The following is a 17,258-nucleotide window of genomic DNA, read 5'->3' on the forward strand; positions in this document are numbered from 1 at the left end:
AAAGCAGGGCGGCGTTGGCCTTTGAGTTACTTGGCTATCTGAATCTTCGGCGCCCACTGCAGCCAGTCATCCTCGGCCTTGTCGAACAAGGCGAAGGTCTGCTGCGGCCGTGCCGGGTTGCCCATCTGCTCGCCATCCGGCGTTGCGAAGGCGATACCGCCATCGATCAGAGTCTCCACCGACTCGGTACGCACGGTAGCCCCCTTGAACAGCCCCCAGTCGAAACCGAAGCCACTGCTGTTCCAGAAGCGGCTGCCACTGCGTACCAGGGCTGCATAGCGCGGCTCGATGAGGATATGGATCAGCACGCGGTCAGCGCTCTGGCCCAACTCGAAGCCCGTCACCTTGCCAACCGCAACCTCTCGATAGGTCACTGGCACACCCGGCTTGATAGACCCACGCCGTGGGGCACTGAGCGTCAGTGGCAAGCCCACCTCAGGCCCAGCCACTTGCGGGGCATCGGCCAAGGCGATGAAATCGCGCTGCGGGCCACGGTCCTTGGTGGCCGGCTGCACCTCCAGGTACTGCCCGCCAATCAGGGTGTCGAGGTTCTCGGTGCGTACCAGGCCCAATGCTGGCTTGACCACCCAGAACTGCGTGCCGGCACGGGCAATACGGTTCGCCGCCTCGGTGATACGTGCCCGCAGCAGCACAGCCTGCAAGTCATCAGTCAGGTCGACGCTTTCGATACTGCCAACATCCAGACCACGGAAGCGGATCGGCGTACCCGGCTTCAGGCCATCTGCACGGCCTACACGGACGGTGATCAAGGTACCCGCACGGTTTACCGCCTCCTGGCTGTCATGCAGACGGAAGCGTGGGATGTGGCGCTTCAGCGCCACATCCGGGCGTGGCGTGTCGAACGCAATACCGCCGGCCATCAGCGTTTGCAGCGACTCACTCTTGATCTTGATGCCCGACAGGCCGCCCGTCAGGGTAATGCCACTGACGTTCCAGAAGCGCGACGAACCGTTAACCAGCTTTTCGTATTCCTTTTCGATATGCACACCGATCAGGATGCGGTTGCTGTTACGCGCAAACTGATAGCTCTGCACGCTACCCACCTTGACCTGGCGGTACATCACCGGGCTGCCGATTTCCAGCGAACCCAAGGTATCGGCAAACAACACCATGTGCAGGCCCGGCGCCTTGAGGTCGAGCGGCGGCGCCTTGGCACGGGCCTCGAACTCACGCTCGGGCCGCTCCCCTTTCTCACCCGGGCGAATGGCGATGTAGTTGCCTTTGACCAACGCTTCCAGGCCAGTGATACCTGCCAGGGAAATCGACGGCTTGACCACCCAGAACTGCGTGCCCTCGACCAGGTAGTCCTCGGTCAGCGGGTCCAGCGTCAGCTCGGCCGATGCACTGGCCAGGTTGTCTTCCATCTTCAGGGCTTTCAGCGAACCCACCTGGATGCCCTTGTACATCACCGGTGTACGGCCTGCTTGCAGCCCCTCGTAATCGCTCAGCTTCACCTTGACCCGGATACCAGCCTGGGCGGCGTCGAAGTCTTCATACAGGCGGAACGGCAGGCTCGGGTCGGTGGGTGGGCTGTCCTTGCGGTACTCCGGCGTGGCAAAGGCGATACCACCGGCCACGATGCTCGACAGCGACTCGCTGCGCACCTTCACACCTGACAGCGAAGCATCGATGCTGACACCGCTGGCGTTCCAGAAACGCGTGTGCTTGCGCACCAGGCTGGCATAGCCCGGCTCGATGAAAACCTTGATCTCGACGGTGCTCTGGTCCTCGGAAAGACGGTAGCTTTTCACCCGACCCACCTGGATCTGCTTGTAGAAAATCGGGCTATCACGGTTGAGCGAACCCAGCCTGTCGGCTTTGAGGATCAGATGCAGGCCAGGCTCCGAATCCGAGAGCGGCGGCGCCACCTTCAACGCGGTAAAGCGCTTGGTACGCTCCCCCTCGCCCGGGCTGACGGCGATGTAGTTACCCGATACCAGTGTTTCAAGGCCGGTAATACCCGCCAGGCTGACACTCGGTTTTACCAGCCAGAAGCGTGTGCCCTTGGTCAGGTGAGGCTCGGCGGCCTTGTTCATCTCGATGGTGGCGATCACCCCTTGGTTGTCGCCCTTGGCGTCGAGCACCAGGCTCTTCACTTTGCCTACCGGCATGCCCTTGTAGATGACTTCGGTCTTGTTGGCGACGATTCCTTCACCCGACTCGAAGCGGACTTCAATTTCTACGCCGGCCTCGCTGTAGGCCTGCCATGCGAGCCAGCCACCGATCATCAGGGCGATCAAAGGCAGGATCCAGATGGCCGACCAGTTCGAGGCTGGGCGGGTTTTAGCCGTTGGCAGGTCACTCATGGTCGTCATCCGACTCCGTGTTATCCCAAATCAGTCGGGGATCGAAAGTTAAAGCGGCAAGCATTGTCAGGATCACCACAGTTGCGAAGGCGACAGCGCCCAGATTGGCTTCGACACTGGCTATTCGGCCGAAATTCACCACTGCCACCAGGATGGCGATGACGAAGATATCGAGCATGGACCAGCGCCCAATGAATTCGATGAAGCGGTACATCAATATCCGTTGCCGCGCTGAAAGCGGCTGGTGACGCTGAACGGAGTACAACAGCAAGCCGATGCCCACCAGCTTGAACGTGGGCACCAGGATACTGGCAATGAACACCACGGCGGCAATGGGCACCATGCCGTGCTTGAGCAGGGTGATGACACCGGACATGATCGTGTCGGGGCTGCCCTGGCCGAGTGTACTCACGGTCATGATCGGCAGCAGGTTGGCCGGGATGTACAGGATCGACGCGGCAACCAGCAGCGCCCAGGTACGCACGATACTGTTAGGGCGGCGAGCATGCACAACGGCGCCGCAGCGCGTGCACGTCTGCGAAGTGCCATCTGGCACTCGCCTGTTCAGTTCATGACATTCATTGCAGACAACAATGCCTGCATCAATCGCCCGCATGCAGGTCCTCCCCCGATAGCGCACTCCAGATCTGGTGCGGTGACATCACCACTTCCAGCCATACCTGGACCAATAACAGGCTGATGAAGCAGAACAGCCCAAGGCCCACGGTGAGTTCGGCCAGGTCCACCAGCTTGACGATGGCCACCAGCACACCCATGAAATAGACCTCGAGCATGCCCCAGTCACGCAAGTGGTGATAGATGCGATAGAACAGCAGGCCGAAGTTGCGCCCCACGTTCAAGCGGATGCTCAGCAATACCGCCAGCTGGCAGAGCAGTTTTGCCAGGGGGATGGCCATGCTGCACAGGAACACCACCACCGCCACACCACGCATCTGCGAATTGTACAGGCCCAATACGCCACTCCAGACAGTATCGTCCGAGGTCTGGCCAAGCAGGTGCAGCTGCATGATCGGTAGAAAATTGGCCGGTATAAACAGCAACAGGGCGGTCAGTACCAGGGCCAGGCTGCGGTTGACTACATTGTGCCGGTGGGCATAGAGCTCGTAGCCACAGCGTGGGCATTGGGCTTTTTCATCGTGCTGGAGCACAGGCTTGCGCAGCAGCAGGTCGCATTCGTGGCAGGCGACAAGCTCCTCCAACGGCAATTGGGCCAGGGCTTGGGGTTCGTCAGGATTGGGCATATGGCGCTTCTGGATAGGTGCGTGAGCCTATTCTAGTGTTCTGGCTCAAATTGTGGGAGGCGACTTACCACAGATCCCTGTAGGAGCAGGGCCGGATTTTTTTGCCCACAAAGACAAAACCCCTACCTGCATGCGCAGATAGGGGTTTTGCGAAATGAATCTTGACGATGACCTACTCTCACATGGGGAGACCCCACACTACCATCGGCGATGCATCGTTTCACTGCTGAGTTCGGGATGGGATCAGGTGGTTCCAATGCTCTATGGTCGTCAAGAAATTCTGTAGCCAGAATGTCCAGATGGACAGCCCAGCGAATCCGGATATGCGATATTTGTGGTTCGTTGCGAACTTTCGGTTCGTGTCATCTTCACCACCGCAATCTGCGCTAGCAAATTGCTTGGGTGTTATATGGTCAAGCCTCACGGGCAATTAGTATTGGTTAGCTCAACGCCTCACAGCGCTTACACACCCAACCTATCAACGTCGTAGTCTTCGACGGCCCTTTAGGGGATTCAAGATCCCAGTGAGATCTCATCTTGAGGCAAGTTTCCCGCTTAGATGCTTTCAGCGGTTATCTCTTCCGAACATAGCTACCCGGCAATGCCACTGGCGTGACAACCGGAACACCAGAGGTTCGTCCACTCCGGTCCTCTCGTACTAGGAGCAGCCCCTCTCAAATCTCAAACGTCCACGGCAGATAGGGACCGAACTGTCTCACGACGTTCTAAACCCAGCTCGCGTACCACTTTAAATGGCGAACAGCCATACCCTTGGGACCGGCTTCAGCCCCAGGATGTGATGAGCCGACATCGAGGTGCCAAACACCGCCGTCGATATGAACTCTTGGGCGGTATCAGCCTGTTATCCCCGGAGTACCTTTTATCCGTTGAGCGATGGCCCTTCCATACAGAACCACCGGATCACTAAGACCTACTTTCGTACCTGCTCGACGTGTGTGTCTCGCAGTCAAGCGCGCTTTTGCCTTTATACTCTACGACCGATTTCCGACCGGTCTGAGCGCACCTTCGTACTCCTCCGTTACTCTTTGGGAGGAGACCGCCCCAGTCAAACTACCCACCATACACTGTCCTCGATCCGGATAACGGACCTGAGTTAGAACCTCAAAGTTGCCAGGGTGGTATTTCAAGGATGGCTCCATGAGAACTGGCGTCCCCACTTCAAAGCCTCCCACCTATCCTACACAAGCAAATTCAAAGTCCAGTGCAAAGCTATAGTAAAGGTTCACGGGGTCTTTCCGTCTAGCCGCGGATACACTGCATCTTCACAGCGATTTCAATTTCACTGAGTCTCGGGTGGAGACAGCGCCGCCATCGTTACGCCATTCGTGCAGGTCGGAACTTACCCGACAAGGAATTTCGCTACCTTAGGACCGTTATAGTTACGGCCGCCGTTTACCGGGGCTTCGATCAAGAGCTTCGCTTGCGCTAACCCCATCAATTAACCTTCCGGCACCGGGCAGGCGTCACACCCTATACGTCCACTTTCGTGTTTGCAGAGTGCTGTGTTTTTAATAAACAGTCGCAGCGGCCTGGTATCTTCGACCGGCATGGGCTTACGGAGCAAGTCCTTGACCCTCGCCGGCGCACCTTCTCCCGAAGTTACGGTGCCATTTTGCCTAGTTCCTTCACCCGAGTTCTCTCAAGCGCCTTGGTATTCTCTACCTAACCACCTGTGTCGGTTTGGGGTACGGTTCCCAGTTATCTGAAGCTTAGGAGCTTTTCTTGGAAGCATGGTATCAACCACTTCGTCGCCTAAAGGCAACTCGTCATCAGCTCTCGGCCTTGAAATCCCGGATTTGCCTAAGATTCCAGCCTACCACCTTAAACCTGGACAACCAACGCCAGGCTGGCCTAACCTTCTCCGTCCCTCCATCGCAATAACTGGAAGTACAGGAATATTAACCTGTTTTCCATCGACTACGCTTTTCAGCCTCGCCTTAGGGACCGACTAACCCTGCGTCGATTAACGTTGCGCAGGAAACCTTGGTCTTTCGGCGTGCGAGTTTTTCACTCGCATTGTCGTTACTCATGTCAGCATTCGCACTTCTGATACCTCCAGCAAGCTTCTCAACTCACCTTCACAGGCTTACAGAACGCTCCTCTACCGCATCACCAAAAGGTGATACCCGTAGCTTCGGTGCATGGTTTGAGCCCCGTTACATCTTCCGCGCAGGCCGACTCGACTAGTGAGCTATTACGCTTTCTTTAAAGGGTGGCTGCTTCTAAGCCAACCTCCTAGCTGTCTAAGCCTTCCCACATCGTTTCCCACTTAACCATGACTTTGGGACCTTAGCTGACGGTCTGGGTTGTTTCCCTTTTCACGACGGACGTTAGCACCCGCCGTGTGTCTCCCATGCTCGGCACTTGTAGGTATTCGGAGTTTGCATCGGTTTGGTAAGTCGGGATGACCCCCTAGCCGAAACAGTGCTCTACCCCCTACAGTGATACATGAGGCGCTACCTAAATAGCTTTCGAGGAGAACCAGCTATCTCCGAGCTTGATTAGCCTTTCACTCCGATCCACAGGTCATCCGCTAACTTTTCAACGGTAGTCGGTTCGGTCCTCCAGTCAGTGTTACCTAACCTTCAACCTGCCCATGGATAGATCGCCCGGTTTCGGGTCTATACCCAGCGACTAAACGCCCTATTAAGACTCGCTTTCGCTACGCCTCCCCTATTCGGTTAAGCTCGCCACTGAATATAAGTCGCTGACCCATTATACAAAAGGTACGCAGTCACCTAACAAGTAGGCTCCCACTGCTTGTACGCATACGGTTTCAGGATCTATTTCACTCCCCTCTCCGGGGTTCTTTTCGCCTTTCCCTCACGGTACTAGTTCACTATCGGTCAGTCAGTAGTATTTAGCCTTGGAGGATGGTCCCCCCATATTCAGACAAAGTTTCTCGTGCTCCGTCCTACTCGATTTCATTGATAAGAGATTTTCGTGTACGGGGCTATCACCCACTATGGCCGCACTTTCCAGAGCGTTCCACTAATCTCAAACCAACTTAAGGGCTGGTCCCCGTTCGCTCGCCACTACTAAGGGAATCTCGGTTGATTTCTTTTCCTCAGGGTACTTAGATGTTTCAGTTCCCCTGGTTCGCCTCTTGCACCTATGTATTCAGTACAAGATAACCAGCTTGTGCTGGCTGGGTTCCCCCATTCAGAGATCTCTGGATCACAGTCTGTTTGCCGACTCCCCAAAGCTTTTCGCAGGCTACCACGTCTTTCATCGCCTCTGACTGCCAAGGCATCCACCGTATGCGCTTCTTCACTTGACCATATAACCCCAAGCAATCTGGTTATACTGTGAAGACGACATTCGCCGAAAATTCGCACGTTGCTCTTTCGAGCAGAACTCACAAATTTTACCTTAGCCTGATCCACCAGCAGTGAAACTGGTGTTCAGTCTATTTCTATCACATATCCGAATTTTTAAAGAACGATCTGACAAAAGTCAGAAATCAACATTCATCAACGAATGTTCATTTCTAAGTTCTGACAAGTGACTGCGTACGGCGAAAGTGGTGGAGCCAAGCGGGATCGAACCGCTGACCTCCTGCGTGCAAGGCAGGCGCTCTCCCAGCTGAGCTATGGCCCCGTATTCTACGGCTAAACCATGTAATGGTAGGTCTGGGCAGATTTGAACTGCCGACCTCACCCTTATCAGGGGTGCGCTCTAACCAACTGAGCTACAGACCTATAACAGGGTCGCGTTACAGCATCGTCTTTTACAATGAATCAAGCAATTCGTGTGGGAGCTCATCAGCAGGCTGATGTCGTCGATTAAGGAGGTGATCCAGCCGCAGGTTCCCCTACGGCTACCTTGTTACGACTTCACCCCAGTCATGAATCACACCGTGGTAACCGTCCTCCCGAAGGTTAGACTAGCTACTTCTGGTGCAACCCACTCCCATGGTGTGACGGGCGGTGTGTACAAGGCCCGGGAACGTATTCACCGCGACATTCTGATTCGCGATTACTAGCGATTCCGACTTCACGCAGTCGAGTTGCAGACTGCGATCCGGACTACGATCGGTTTTGTGAGATTAGCTCCACCTCGCGGCTTGGCAACCCTCTGTACCGACCATTGTAGCACGTGTGTAGCCCAGGCCGTAAGGGCCATGATGACTTGACGTCATCCCCACCTTCCTCCGGTTTGTCACCGGCAGTCTCCTTAGAGTGCCCACCATTACGTGCTGGTAACTAAGGACAAGGGTTGCGCTCGTTACGGGACTTAACCCAACATCTCACGACACGAGCTGACGACAGCCATGCAGCACCTGTGTCAGAGTTCCCGAAGGCACCAATCCATCTCTGGAAAGTTCTCTGCATGTCAAGGCCTGGTAAGGTTCTTCGCGTTGCTTCGAATTAAACCACATGCTCCACCGCTTGTGCGGGCCCCCGTCAATTCATTTGAGTTTTAACCTTGCGGCCGTACTCCCCAGGCGGTCAACTTAATGCGTTAGCTGCGCCACTAAAATCTCAAGGATTCCAACGGCTAGTTGACATCGTTTACGGCGTGGACTACCAGGGTATCTAATCCTGTTTGCTCCCCACGCTTTCGCACCTCAGTGTCAGTATCAGTCCAGGTGGTCGCCTTCGCCACTGGTGTTCCTTCCTATATCTACGCATTTCACCGCTACACAGGAAATTCCACCACCCTCTACCGTACTCTAGCTTGCCAGTTTTGGATGCAGTTCCCAGGTTGAGCCCGGGGCTTTCACATCCAACTTAACAAACCACCTACGCGCGCTTTACGCCCAGTAATTCCGATTAACGCTTGCACCCTCTGTATTACCGCGGCTGCTGGCACAGAGTTAGCCGGTGCTTATTCTGTCGGTAACGTCAAAACACTAACGTATTAGGTTAATGCCCTTCCTCCCAACTTAAAGTGCTTTACAATCCGAAGACCTTCTTCACACACGCGGCATGGCTGGATCAGGCTTTCGCCCATTGTCCAATATTCCCCACTGCTGCCTCCCGTAGGAGTCTGGACCGTGTCTCAGTTCCAGTGTGACTGATCATCCTCTCAGACCAGTTACGGATCGTCGCCTTGGTGAGCCATTACCTCACCAACTAGCTAATCCGACCTAGGCTCATCTGATAGCGCAAGGCCCGAAGGTCCCCTGCTTTCTCCCGTAGGACGTATGCGGTATTAGCGTTCCTTTCGAAACGTTGTCCCCCACTACCAGGCAGATTCCTAGGCATTACTCACCCGTCCGCCGCTGAATCGAAGAGCAAGCTCTTCTCATCCGCTCGACTTGCATGTGTTAGGCCTGCCGCCAGCGTTCAATCTGAGCCATGATCAAACTCTTCAGTTCAATACTGCTTGGGTTTTTAAGAAACCCTAAACTTGGCTCAGCAATCTCAAATGACTATGTGATTTCTCGCATGGCCACTTGTGATGCTGATAATCTTTTTGACTATCAGTCCGTACTCACAAGCACCCACACGAATTGCTTGATTCGATTTGTTAAAGAGCGTTTGGTTAAGAGCTTTTCGTCTCAACCGAGGCGCGCATTCTACGCTTTCCTCAGAGTCTGTCAAGCGTTTATTTTGAAGTTTTTTGCGAGAAACTCGTTTAGCTTCAAACACTTAACTCGCTGCGATCTCTCGTAGCGGGAGGTGAATCATACAGCGTTTAGAAGCGCTGTCAACCACCGTTTCAACCGCTTGCGATCATTTGATCGTAGCCCTTCCAGCATCACCTTAACTACCTAACTCATTGAATCTCAAGGAGTTTGTCGTTCCGATGTCGCTGGAAGTGGGGCGCATTATAAGGGGATTCGAGAGGGCGTCAACCTTTAATTTCAAGAAACTGAAATATAAGCGGGAAATACCCTAGAAAGGCCACCAGGTGCCCGCCACAACACATTCTGCGCCTGTGAGATCGAGCGCCGCCCGCGCGGCGCATCGCCGGCAAGCCAGCTCCTACATTTGTTTCGGGCCAGTTACTCCTGCCTCCTCCGCACTCGCACCCTGGGTGTATGGCTGGAGGTTGCAGAGAAGCGGCGGCGCAACCTTCGATATCGAATGGAACAAACAAGGGCTCGCGCGCTAATGGCACAGGCTGAACTGGCCCGAAACAAATGTAGGGGCTGGCTTGCCGGCGATGCGCCGCGCGGGCGGCGCTCGATTTCACAGGCGCTGAAAGACCCAAGGCGAATACTGCTGAAATGCCCAAGGCGAACACCCCCAAAAACAAAGCGGGGAGGCCTATCGGCCTCCCCGCTTTTAGTTACCTGCCTTAAAGGCTAGGGAACGCAAACTGCGACGCTTCATGGCTGGCACGCTGTGGCCAGCGCTGGGTAATCGCCTTGCGACGGGTATAGAAGCGCACGCCGTCCGGGCCATAGGCATGCAGGTCACCGAACAGCGAACGCTTCCAGCCACCAAAGCTGTGATAAGCCACCGGCACCGGCAGCGGCACGTTCACACCCACCATGCCCACTTCGATCTCGTCGCAGAACAGGCGCGCCGCCTCACCGTCACGGGTGAAGATGCAGGTACCGTTGCCATACTCGTGATCATTGATCAGTTGCATGGCCTGCTCCAGGCTGTTCACACGCACCACGCACAGCACCGGGCCGAAGATCTCTTCCTTATAGATGCGCATCTGCGGGGTCACCTTGTCGAACAGGGTGCCGCCCACGAAGTAGCCATCTTCATTACCGGCCACACGCAAACCACGGCCATCCACCACCAGCTTGGCGCCAGCAGCAACACCGTCATCGATGTAACCCACTACCTTGTCACGGGCAGCAGCCGTAACCAGCGGGCCCATGTCCAGGCCGCACGAGGTGCCGGCACCAATCTTCAGTGCCTTGATTTGCGGTTCCAGCTTGGCAATCAGCGCATCGGCCACCTGGTCGCCCACGCATACCGCCACCGAAATAGCCATGCAACGCTCGCCGCACGAACCATAGGCCGCCCCCATCAGTGCGCTGACGGCGTTGTCCAGGTCGGCATCCGGCATCAGTACTGCGTGGTTCTTCGCACCACCCAAGGCTTGCACGCGCTTGCCGCGCTTGGTGCCTTCGGCATAGATGTACTCGGCGATCGGCGTCGAACCGACAAAGCTCAGTGCTTTTACTTCTGGCGCTTCGATCAGCGCATCCACCGCTTCCTTGTCACCGTGCACCACGTTCAGGATGCCCTTCGGCAGGCCAGCTTCCAGCAGCAGCTGGGCGATGTACAGGGTTGAACTTGGGTCACGCTCGGAAGGCTTGAGGATGAAAGCGTTGCCGCAGGCGATGGCCAGCGGGTACATCCACAGCGGCACCATGGCCGGGAAGTTGAACGGGGTAATGCCAGCGACGACGCCCAGCGGCTGGAAGTCGGACCAGGCATCGATGTTCGGGCCGACGTTGCGGCTGTACTCGCCCTTCAACACTTCTGGCGCTGCGCAGGCGAACTCAACGTTCTCGATGCCGCGCTTCAGTTCACCAGCTGCGTCTTCCAGGGTCTTGCCATGCTCTTCGCTGATCATTTGCGAAATCTTGGCTTCGTTCTGCTCCAGCAATTGCTTGAAGCGGAACATCACCTGGGCGCGCTTGGCCGGCGGGGTGTTGCGCCAGGCCGGGAAGGCCGCCTTGGCGGAGTCGATCGCTTCCTGCACGGTCGCGCGACTGGCCAACTCGACCTTGCGTACAGCCTGGCCGGTGGACGGGTTGAAGACATCGGCGGTGCGCTCACCTTTGGAAACCAGCTCGCCATGGATCAGGTGCTGAACAATGCTCATGCAAAACTCCAGATAAAGAAGGTAGAGGCAGGCGCGCGATACGTGCACGCGCCTGGCATCAAAATCGGAAAGATCAGTCGATCAGGTTCAGGTTTTCGCCGACGGCGTCGAACAGGCGATCCAGTTCCTGCGGCGTGGTGTTGAACGTTGGGCCGAACTGCAGGGTGTCGCCACCGAACCGTACATAGAAGCCTGCCTTCCACAACTTCATCGCCACTTCGTACGGGCGGACGATGGCATCACCGTCACGGGCGGCGATCTGGATGGCGCCGGCCAGGCCGTAGTTACGGATATCGACGACGTTCTTGGTGCCCTTCACCCCGTGCAGCAGCTTCTCGAAGTGCGGCGCCAGCTCGGCGGCGGACTGCACCAGGTTTTCCTTCTGCAGCAAGTCCAGTGCGGCAATACCGGCGGCACAGGCTACCGGGTGGGCCGAATAGGTGTAGCCGTGCGGGAACTCCACGGCGTATTCCGGCGTCGGCTGGTTCATGAAGGTGTGGTAGATCTCGCTGCTGGCAATCACCGCGCCCATCGGGATGGCGCCGTTGGTTACCTGCTTGGCGATGCACATCAGGTCCGGGGTAACGCCGAAGGCTTCGGCACCGGTCATCGCACCCATGCGGCCAAAGCCGGTGATCACTTCGTCGAAGATCAGCAGGATGTTGTGCTGGGTACAGATTTCACGCAGGCGCTTCAGGTAACCCTTCGGCGGCGGCAGTACACCGGCCGAGCCGGCCAGCGGCTCGACGATCACCGCAGCGATGTTGGAAGCATCGTGCAGCTCGATCAGCTTGAGCATTTCATCAGCCAGGGCAATACCGCCCTCCTCCGGCAAACCCTTGGAGAAGGCGTTCACCGGCAGCACGGTGTGAGGCAGGTGGTCGACATCCAGCAACTGGCCGAACATCTTGCGGTTACCGTTGACGCCACCCAGGCTGGTACCGGCGATGTTCACGCCATGGTAGCCACGTGCACGGCCGATGATCTTGGTCTTGGTCGCCTGGCCTTTCAGGCGCCAGTAGGCACGCACCATCTTCAGCGCGGTATCGGCGCACTCGGAACCGGAGTTGGTATAAAAGACGTGGTTCAGGTCACCCGGGGTCAGCTGGGTGATCTTCTCGGCCAGCTGAAACGACAGCGGGTGGCCGAACTGGAACGCCGGAGAGTAGTCCAGGGTACTCAGCTGACGGGTCACCGCGTCGGTGATTTCCTTGCGGGTGTGCCCGGCGCCGCAGGTCCACAAGCCGGATAGGGCATCAAAGATCTTGCGCCCCTGGTCATCGACCAGGTAGTTGCCTTCGGCCGCCACGATCAACCGTGGGTCGCGGTGGAAGTTGCGGTTGGCGGTGTAGGGCATCCAGTGGGCATCCAGCTTGAGCTGGCTGGCGATACCGGCGGGAGCGGTTTCGGGCATGTTCATCGGCGGTTCCTCGAAAGACGATTAGGCAACGATGGATGTTGTTGCAGCTAAATTGGCACGGCGATAAAGTCTGAAAAAGCCAACATTTCTAATCTTCAGACAGGCCGCGACTAAACTGATGAGCCGACGCCCCGATCCACTCGCCCAAGTCAGCGATTTCGACATCCGCCTGCTGAAGATCTACCGCAGCGTAGTCGAGTGCGGTGGCTTCTCGGCCGCCGAAAACGTGCTGGGCATTGGTCGCTCGGCCATCAGCCAGCAAATGAACGACCTTGAGCAGCGCCTCGGCCTGCGCCTGTGCCAGCGCGGCCGCGCCGGTTTCTCGCTGACCGAGGAAGGCCGCGAGGTCTACCATTCTGCACTGCAACTGCTCAGCGCCCTCGAAAGCTTTCGCACCGAGGTCAACGGCCTGCACCAGCACTTGCGTGGCGAATTGAACATTGGCCTGACCGACAACCTGGTCACCCTGCCGCACATGCGCATCACCCACGCCCTGGCCGAACTTAAGGACCGCGGGCCCGATGTGCGTATACAGATCCGCATGATCGCCCCCAGTCAGGTCGAACATGGTGTGCTCGACGGCAGCCTGCATGTCGGTGTGGTGCCCCAGACCAGCCCGCTGTCGGGCCTTGAGTATCAGCCGTTGTACAGCGAACGCTCGCTGTTGTACTGCGCCGTCGGCCACCCGCTGTTCTATGCCGATGACCAGCAGGTGGACGACGACCGCCTCAACAGCCAGGAAGCCATCACCCCCACCTTCCGCCTGCCCGCCGATATCCAGGCCCATTACCAGGCGCTGAACTGTACGGCCAGTGCTTCGGACCGCGAAGGCATGGCGTTTCTCATCCTCACCGGGCGCTACATCGGCTACCTGCCCGACCACTACGCCACGTTCTGGGTGCAGCAAGGCCGCTTGCGCGCCCTCAAGCCCCAACAGCGCTTCTATGACCTGAGCCTGAGCTGGGTAACCCGCAAGGGCCGGCGCCCCAACCTGGTACTGGAAAGCTTCCTGGACAGCCTGGCTGCGACACGTTGATGCCAGTCTGTGCCGCAAACGCTTGTCACTTCGGCGCAGGCAGGTAATCTTGTCCGACAGCCGCAGCCACTGACCCGTACGGAATCGTCCATGACCCTAGAAGTTCCTGCGCACCGCCTCTCCGCCTCGGGCAAGCCCGCGGGCCGCATCCGCCAGAAAAACGAACAGGCCATCATCCAGGCCGCAGAAGACGAGTTCGCTCGCCATGGGTTCAAGGGCACCAGCATGAACACCATCGCCCTCAAGGCGGAGCTGCCCAAGGCCAACCTGCACTATTACTTCACCAACAAGCTGGGCCTGTACATTGCCGTGCTCAGCAACATCATCGAGTTGTGGGACAGCACCTTCAACGCCTTGAGCGTGGAGGACGACCCGGGGCAAGCCCTGAGCCAGTACATCCGCACCAAGATGGAGTTCTCGCGGCGCAACCCACAAGCCTCGCGGATTTTCGCCATGGAAGTGATCAGCGGCGGCACCTGCCTGACCGAGTACTTCAGTGCCGACTACCGCGAGTGGTTCCGCGGCCGGGCCGCCGTGTTCCAGGCCTGGATCGAAGCCGGCAAGATGGACCCGGTAGATCCGGTGCACCTGATCTTCCTGCTCTGGGGCAGCACCCAGCACTACGCCGACTTCGCCACCCAGATCTGCCAGGTCACCGGCCGCAGCCGCCTGACCAAGCAGGACATGGAAGACGCGAGCAACAACCTTATCCACATCATTCTGAAGGGCTGCGGCATCAAGCCGGCTGTGTAACCGTCATTTATGCCTTCTACCCTGCTCGACCTCTGCGAATACCGCGAGGACATTCGCAAAAGCCGCTTCATCACCCTTGCCGGGCCGATCAGCAGTGCCGCCGATGCAATGAGTTTCATCGAACGCCACAGCGACCTGGCCGCGACTCACAACTGCTGGGCCTGGAAGCTCGGCGCGCAGTACCGCAGCAACGATGACGGCGAACCCGGCGGCACCGCAGGCCGGCCGATCCTGGCTGCCATCGAAGCGCAGGACTGCGACCAGGTCGTGGTGCTGGTGATCCGCTGGTACGGCGGCATCCAGCTGGGTACCGGTGGCCTGGCCAGGGCCTATGGCGGGGGCGCCAACAAGTGCCTGCAACAGGCGCCCAAGCGGCTGCTGGTGCAGCGCAGCGAATTCACCTGCAGCTGCAGTTTCAGCGAACTGGCGCTGGTGAAACTGCGCCTGGCAGAGGTAGACGGCCTGGTACTGGATGAACAGTTCACCGCCAATGGCGTAGACCTGCTGATTGCCCTCGGTGACGCCCACCTGGCACCCCTGCAGCAGCAACTGGCCGACCTGAGCCGCGGGCGCATCCTGCTCGAAGCACGCTGAACATTGCCCACAACAACTGTGGGCCCGCCTGTGGATAAGCTTGGGGCAGTCGCTTGCAGACTACTGTTTTCAAGGCCTGCAGCGCTTTGATCATATTATGATCACCGTTTGATGACAGCCGCAAACCGCTGAAAGCTCACGAGTTATCCCCAGTGCGCGACCAAGCGGCCTGGCTGCATCGCCTTGGGCTTGCACACAATAACTGTGGACCAGCTTGTGGATAACCCGTGCGCCAACAGTTGCAATGCCCGGCCAGACAAGGCCCAGGTGCAGTTGATCATTTTTTATACAGCCATGGGTAAGGCAGTAACTGCCGCTGTGCATTATCCTCAATACCTTTCTTTAACCACCGACCACGGAGCGCGTTCACATGGCTGACACAAAAACCGCACTTATCATCGGTGCCTCGCGCGGGCTTGGCCTGGGCCTGGTGCAGCGCCTGAACGAAGACGGCTGGAACATCACCGCCACCGTGCGCAACCCGCAGCAACCCGGCGCCCTGGCAGGCGTGCCCGGCGTGCGCATCGAACAGCTGGAAATGAACGACACCGCCCAGCTCGATGGCTTGCAACAACGCCTGCAAGGCCAGGTGTTCGACCTGGTATTCGTCAACGCGGGCGTCATGGGCCCCCTGCCGCAAGACCTGGAAACAGTACAGAGCAACGACATCGGCGACCTGTTCATGACCAATGCCGTGGCCCCGATCCGCGTGGCCCGCCGCCTGGTCGGCCAGGTACGCGAAGGCAGCGGCGTGCTGGCCTTCATGAGCTCGATCCTGGGCAGCGTGACAATCCCCGACGGTGGTGAAATCTGCCTGTACAAGGCAAGCAAAGCCGCGTTGAACTCGATGATCAACAGCTTCGTGGTCGAACAACAGCGCCCCGACCTGTGCGTGCTGGCCATGCACCCGGGCTGGGTGAAAACCGACATGGGTGGCGAAAACGCCGAAATCGACGTGCTCACCAGTACCCGCGGCATGCTCGACCAGATCAAGGCACAAAGCGGCAACGGCGGCCTGCGCTTCATCAACTACAAGGGCGAACCCTTGGTCTGGTGATTCACCGGGTCGCAGCCTGGCCGGGCGCAATGCCCGGCCGGCCCCTGTAGAATGGCGGCAACCGTACCTGATTGAGATGATCCACTATGTATGACTGGTTGAACGCCCTGCCCAAGGCCGAACTGCACCTGCACCTGGAAGGCTCGCTGGAGCCCGAGTTGCTGTTCGCCCTGGCCGAGCGCAACAAGATTGCCCTGCCCTGGGCCGATGTGGAGACCTTGCGGGGTGCCTATGCCTTCAACAACTTGCAGGAGTTCCTCGACCTGTATTACCAGGGCGCGGATGTGCTGCGTACCGAGCAGGACTTTTACGACCTGACCTGGGCCTACCTGCAACGCTGCAAAGCCCAGAACGTGATCCACACCGAACCGTTCTTCGACCCGCAAACCCACACCGACCGCGGCATCCCCTTCGAAGTGGTGCTCAATGGTATCAACCAGGCGCTCAAGGACGGCCGCAAGCAACTGGGCATCAGCAGTGGCCTGATCCTCAGCTTCCTGCGCCACCTCAGTGAAGAGGAAGCACAAAAAACCCTCGACCAGGCCCTGCCGTTCCGCGATGCGTTCATCGCCGTCGGCCTGGACAGCTCGGAAATGGGCCACCCGCCGAGCAAGTTCCAGCGCGTTTTCGACCGCGCTCGCAGCGAAGGCTTTGTTGCCGTTGCCCATGCCGGCGAAGAAGGCCCGCCCGAGTACATCTGGGAAGCGCTGGACCTGCTGCAAATCAAGCGTATCGACCACGGCGTACGCGCCATCGAGGACGAGCGGCTGATGCAACGCATCATCGATGAGCAGATCCCGCTCACTGTGTGCCCGCTGTCCAACACCAAGCTTTGCGTGTTCGACCATATGAGCCAGCACAACATCCTCGACATGCTCGAACGCGGCGTGAAGGTTACGGTCAACTCGGACGATCCGGCCTACTTCGGCGGCTACGTGACGGAAAACTTCCACGCCCTGCACACCCACCTGGGCATGACCGAAGACCAGGCCCGTCGGCTGGCGCAGAACAGCCTGGATGCCCGGCTGGTCTGATTGACCGACGC

Annotated in this window: 10 protein-coding genes, 2 tRNA genes and 3 rRNA genes; 5 read left to right on the top strand and 10 right to left on the bottom strand. The window is 58.0% G+C overall.

The annotated features are described in order from the left end of the window. Positions 1-26: 26 nt before the first annotated feature. The 10 genes from N805_RS19155 to N805_RS19200 all read right to left on the bottom strand — a co-directional run bounded on the left by N805_RS19155 (position 27) and on the right by N805_RS19200 (position 12,773). Positions 27-2,327, bottom strand: a complete 2,301-nt coding sequence (locus N805_RS19155; protein ID WP_026034650.1) for a PqiB family protein — start codon at positions 2,325-2,327, stop codon at positions 27-29. Then, positions 2,320-2,943, bottom strand: a complete 624-nt coding sequence (locus tag N805_RS19160; RefSeq protein WP_019473239.1) for a paraquat-inducible protein A — start codon at positions 2,941-2,943, stop codon at positions 2,320-2,322. Before N805_RS19160 ends, N805_RS19155 begins: the two co-directional genes overlap by 8 nt. Next, the gene (locus N805_RS19165) at positions 2,930-3,589 is read right to left on the bottom strand and encodes a paraquat-inducible protein A (RefSeq protein ID WP_019473238.1); all 660 of its coding nucleotides are present in this window, start codon (positions 3,587-3,589) and stop codon (positions 2,930-2,932) included. The genes N805_RS19160 and N805_RS19165 overlap by 14 nt, the downstream gene beginning before the upstream one ends. A 159-nt stretch (positions 3,590-3,748) precedes the next feature. After that, positions 3,749-3,864, bottom strand: a 5S ribosomal RNA gene (gene rrf, locus N805_RS19170). Positions 3,865-3,998: 134 nt separating this feature from the next. After that, positions 3,999-6,890 (bottom strand): 23S ribosomal RNA (locus N805_RS19175). Positions 6,891-7,134: 244 nt separating this feature from the next. After that, positions 7,135-7,210, bottom strand: a tRNA-Ala gene (locus tag N805_RS19180). Between the two features lie 24 nt (positions 7,211-7,234). Beyond that, a tRNA-Ile gene (locus N805_RS19185) sits at positions 7,235-7,311 on the bottom strand. Positions 7,312-7,396: 85 nt separating this feature from the next. Continuing rightward, a 16S ribosomal RNA gene (locus N805_RS19190) occupies positions 7,397-8,933 on the bottom strand. The 16S, 23S and 5S rRNA genes sit together here with 2 tRNA genes alongside, the layout of an rRNA operon. A 926-nt stretch (positions 8,934-9,859) precedes the next feature. Continuing rightward, on the bottom strand, positions 9,860-11,353 hold the full coding sequence (locus tag N805_RS19195; protein WP_012270363.1) for a CoA-acylating methylmalonate-semialdehyde dehydrogenase: 1,494 nt from the start codon (positions 11,351-11,353) through the stop codon (positions 9,860-9,862). Between the two features lie 73 nt (positions 11,354-11,426). Next, the gene (locus tag N805_RS19200; protein ID WP_019472750.1) at positions 11,427-12,773 is read right to left on the bottom strand and encodes an aspartate aminotransferase family protein; all 1,347 of its coding nucleotides are present in this window, start codon (positions 12,771-12,773) and stop codon (positions 11,427-11,429) included. A 115-nt stretch (positions 12,774-12,888) separates the two neighbouring features. Between N805_RS19200 and N805_RS19205 the strand changes: the two genes are divergently transcribed. The 5 genes from N805_RS19205 (at position 12,889) to N805_RS19225 (ending at position 17,247) form a co-directional block, all read left to right on the top strand. Beyond that, positions 12,889-13,809, top strand: a complete 921-nt coding sequence (locus N805_RS19205) for a LysR family transcriptional regulator (RefSeq protein ID WP_026034606.1) — start codon at positions 12,889-12,891, stop codon at positions 13,807-13,809. Between the two features lie 90 nt (positions 13,810-13,899). After that, entirely contained in the window at positions 13,900-14,562 is a 663-nt protein-coding gene (locus tag N805_RS19210; protein ID WP_019472752.1) for a TetR/AcrR family transcriptional regulator, read from the top strand. A gap of 9 nt (positions 14,563-14,571) precedes the next feature. Continuing rightward, entirely contained in the window at positions 14,572-15,156 is a 585-nt protein-coding gene (locus N805_RS19215; protein WP_019472753.1) for an IMPACT family protein, read from the top strand. A 370-nt stretch (positions 15,157-15,526) separates the two neighbouring features. Continuing rightward, positions 15,527-16,213, top strand: coding sequence for an SDR family oxidoreductase (locus N805_RS19220; RefSeq protein ID WP_019472754.1), 687 nt, complete (start codon positions 15,527-15,529; stop codon positions 16,211-16,213). Between the two features lie 86 nt (positions 16,214-16,299). Beyond that, positions 16,300-17,247, top strand: coding sequence for an adenosine deaminase (locus N805_RS19225; protein ID WP_019472755.1), 948 nt, complete (start codon positions 16,300-16,302; stop codon positions 17,245-17,247). Positions 17,248-17,258 lie beyond the last annotated feature (11 nt).

The sequence above is a fragment of the Pseudomonas putida S13.1.2 genome (assembly GCF_000498395.2).
Taxonomy (GTDB): domain Bacteria; phylum Pseudomonadota; class Gammaproteobacteria; order Pseudomonadales; family Pseudomonadaceae; genus Aquipseudomonas; species Aquipseudomonas putida_Q.

Coding starts and splice junctions, on each gene's coding strand:
- N805_RS19210 (WP_019472752.1), top strand. CDS start 13,900: ATGACCCTAGAAGTTCCTGCGCACCGCCTCTCCGCCTCGGGCAAGCCC.
- N805_RS19225 (WP_019472755.1), top strand. CDS start 16,300: ATGTATGACTGGTTGAACGCCCTGCCCAAGGCCGAACTGCACCTGCAC.
- N805_RS19160 (WP_019473239.1), bottom strand. CDS start 2,943: ATGCGGGCGATTGATGCAGGCATTGTTGTCTGCAATGAATGTCATGAA.
- N805_RS19155 (WP_026034650.1), bottom strand. CDS start 2,327: ATGAGTGACCTGCCAACGGCTAAAACCCGCCCAGCCTCGAACTGGTCG.
- N805_RS19220 (WP_019472754.1), top strand. CDS start 15,527: ATGGCTGACACAAAAACCGCACTTATCATCGGTGCCTCGCGCGGGCTT.
- N805_RS19165 (WP_019473238.1), bottom strand. CDS start 3,589: ATGCCCAATCCTGACGAACCCCAAGCCCTGGCCCAATTGCCGTTGGAG.
- N805_RS19215 (WP_019472753.1), top strand. CDS start 14,572: ATGCCTTCTACCCTGCTCGACCTCTGCGAATACCGCGAGGACATTCGC.
- N805_RS19195 (WP_012270363.1), bottom strand. CDS start 11,353: ATGAGCATTGTTCAGCACCTGATCCATGGCGAGCTGGTTTCCAAAGGT.
- N805_RS19200 (WP_019472750.1), bottom strand. CDS start 12,773: ATGAACATGCCCGAAACCGCTCCCGCCGGTATCGCCAGCCAGCTCAAG.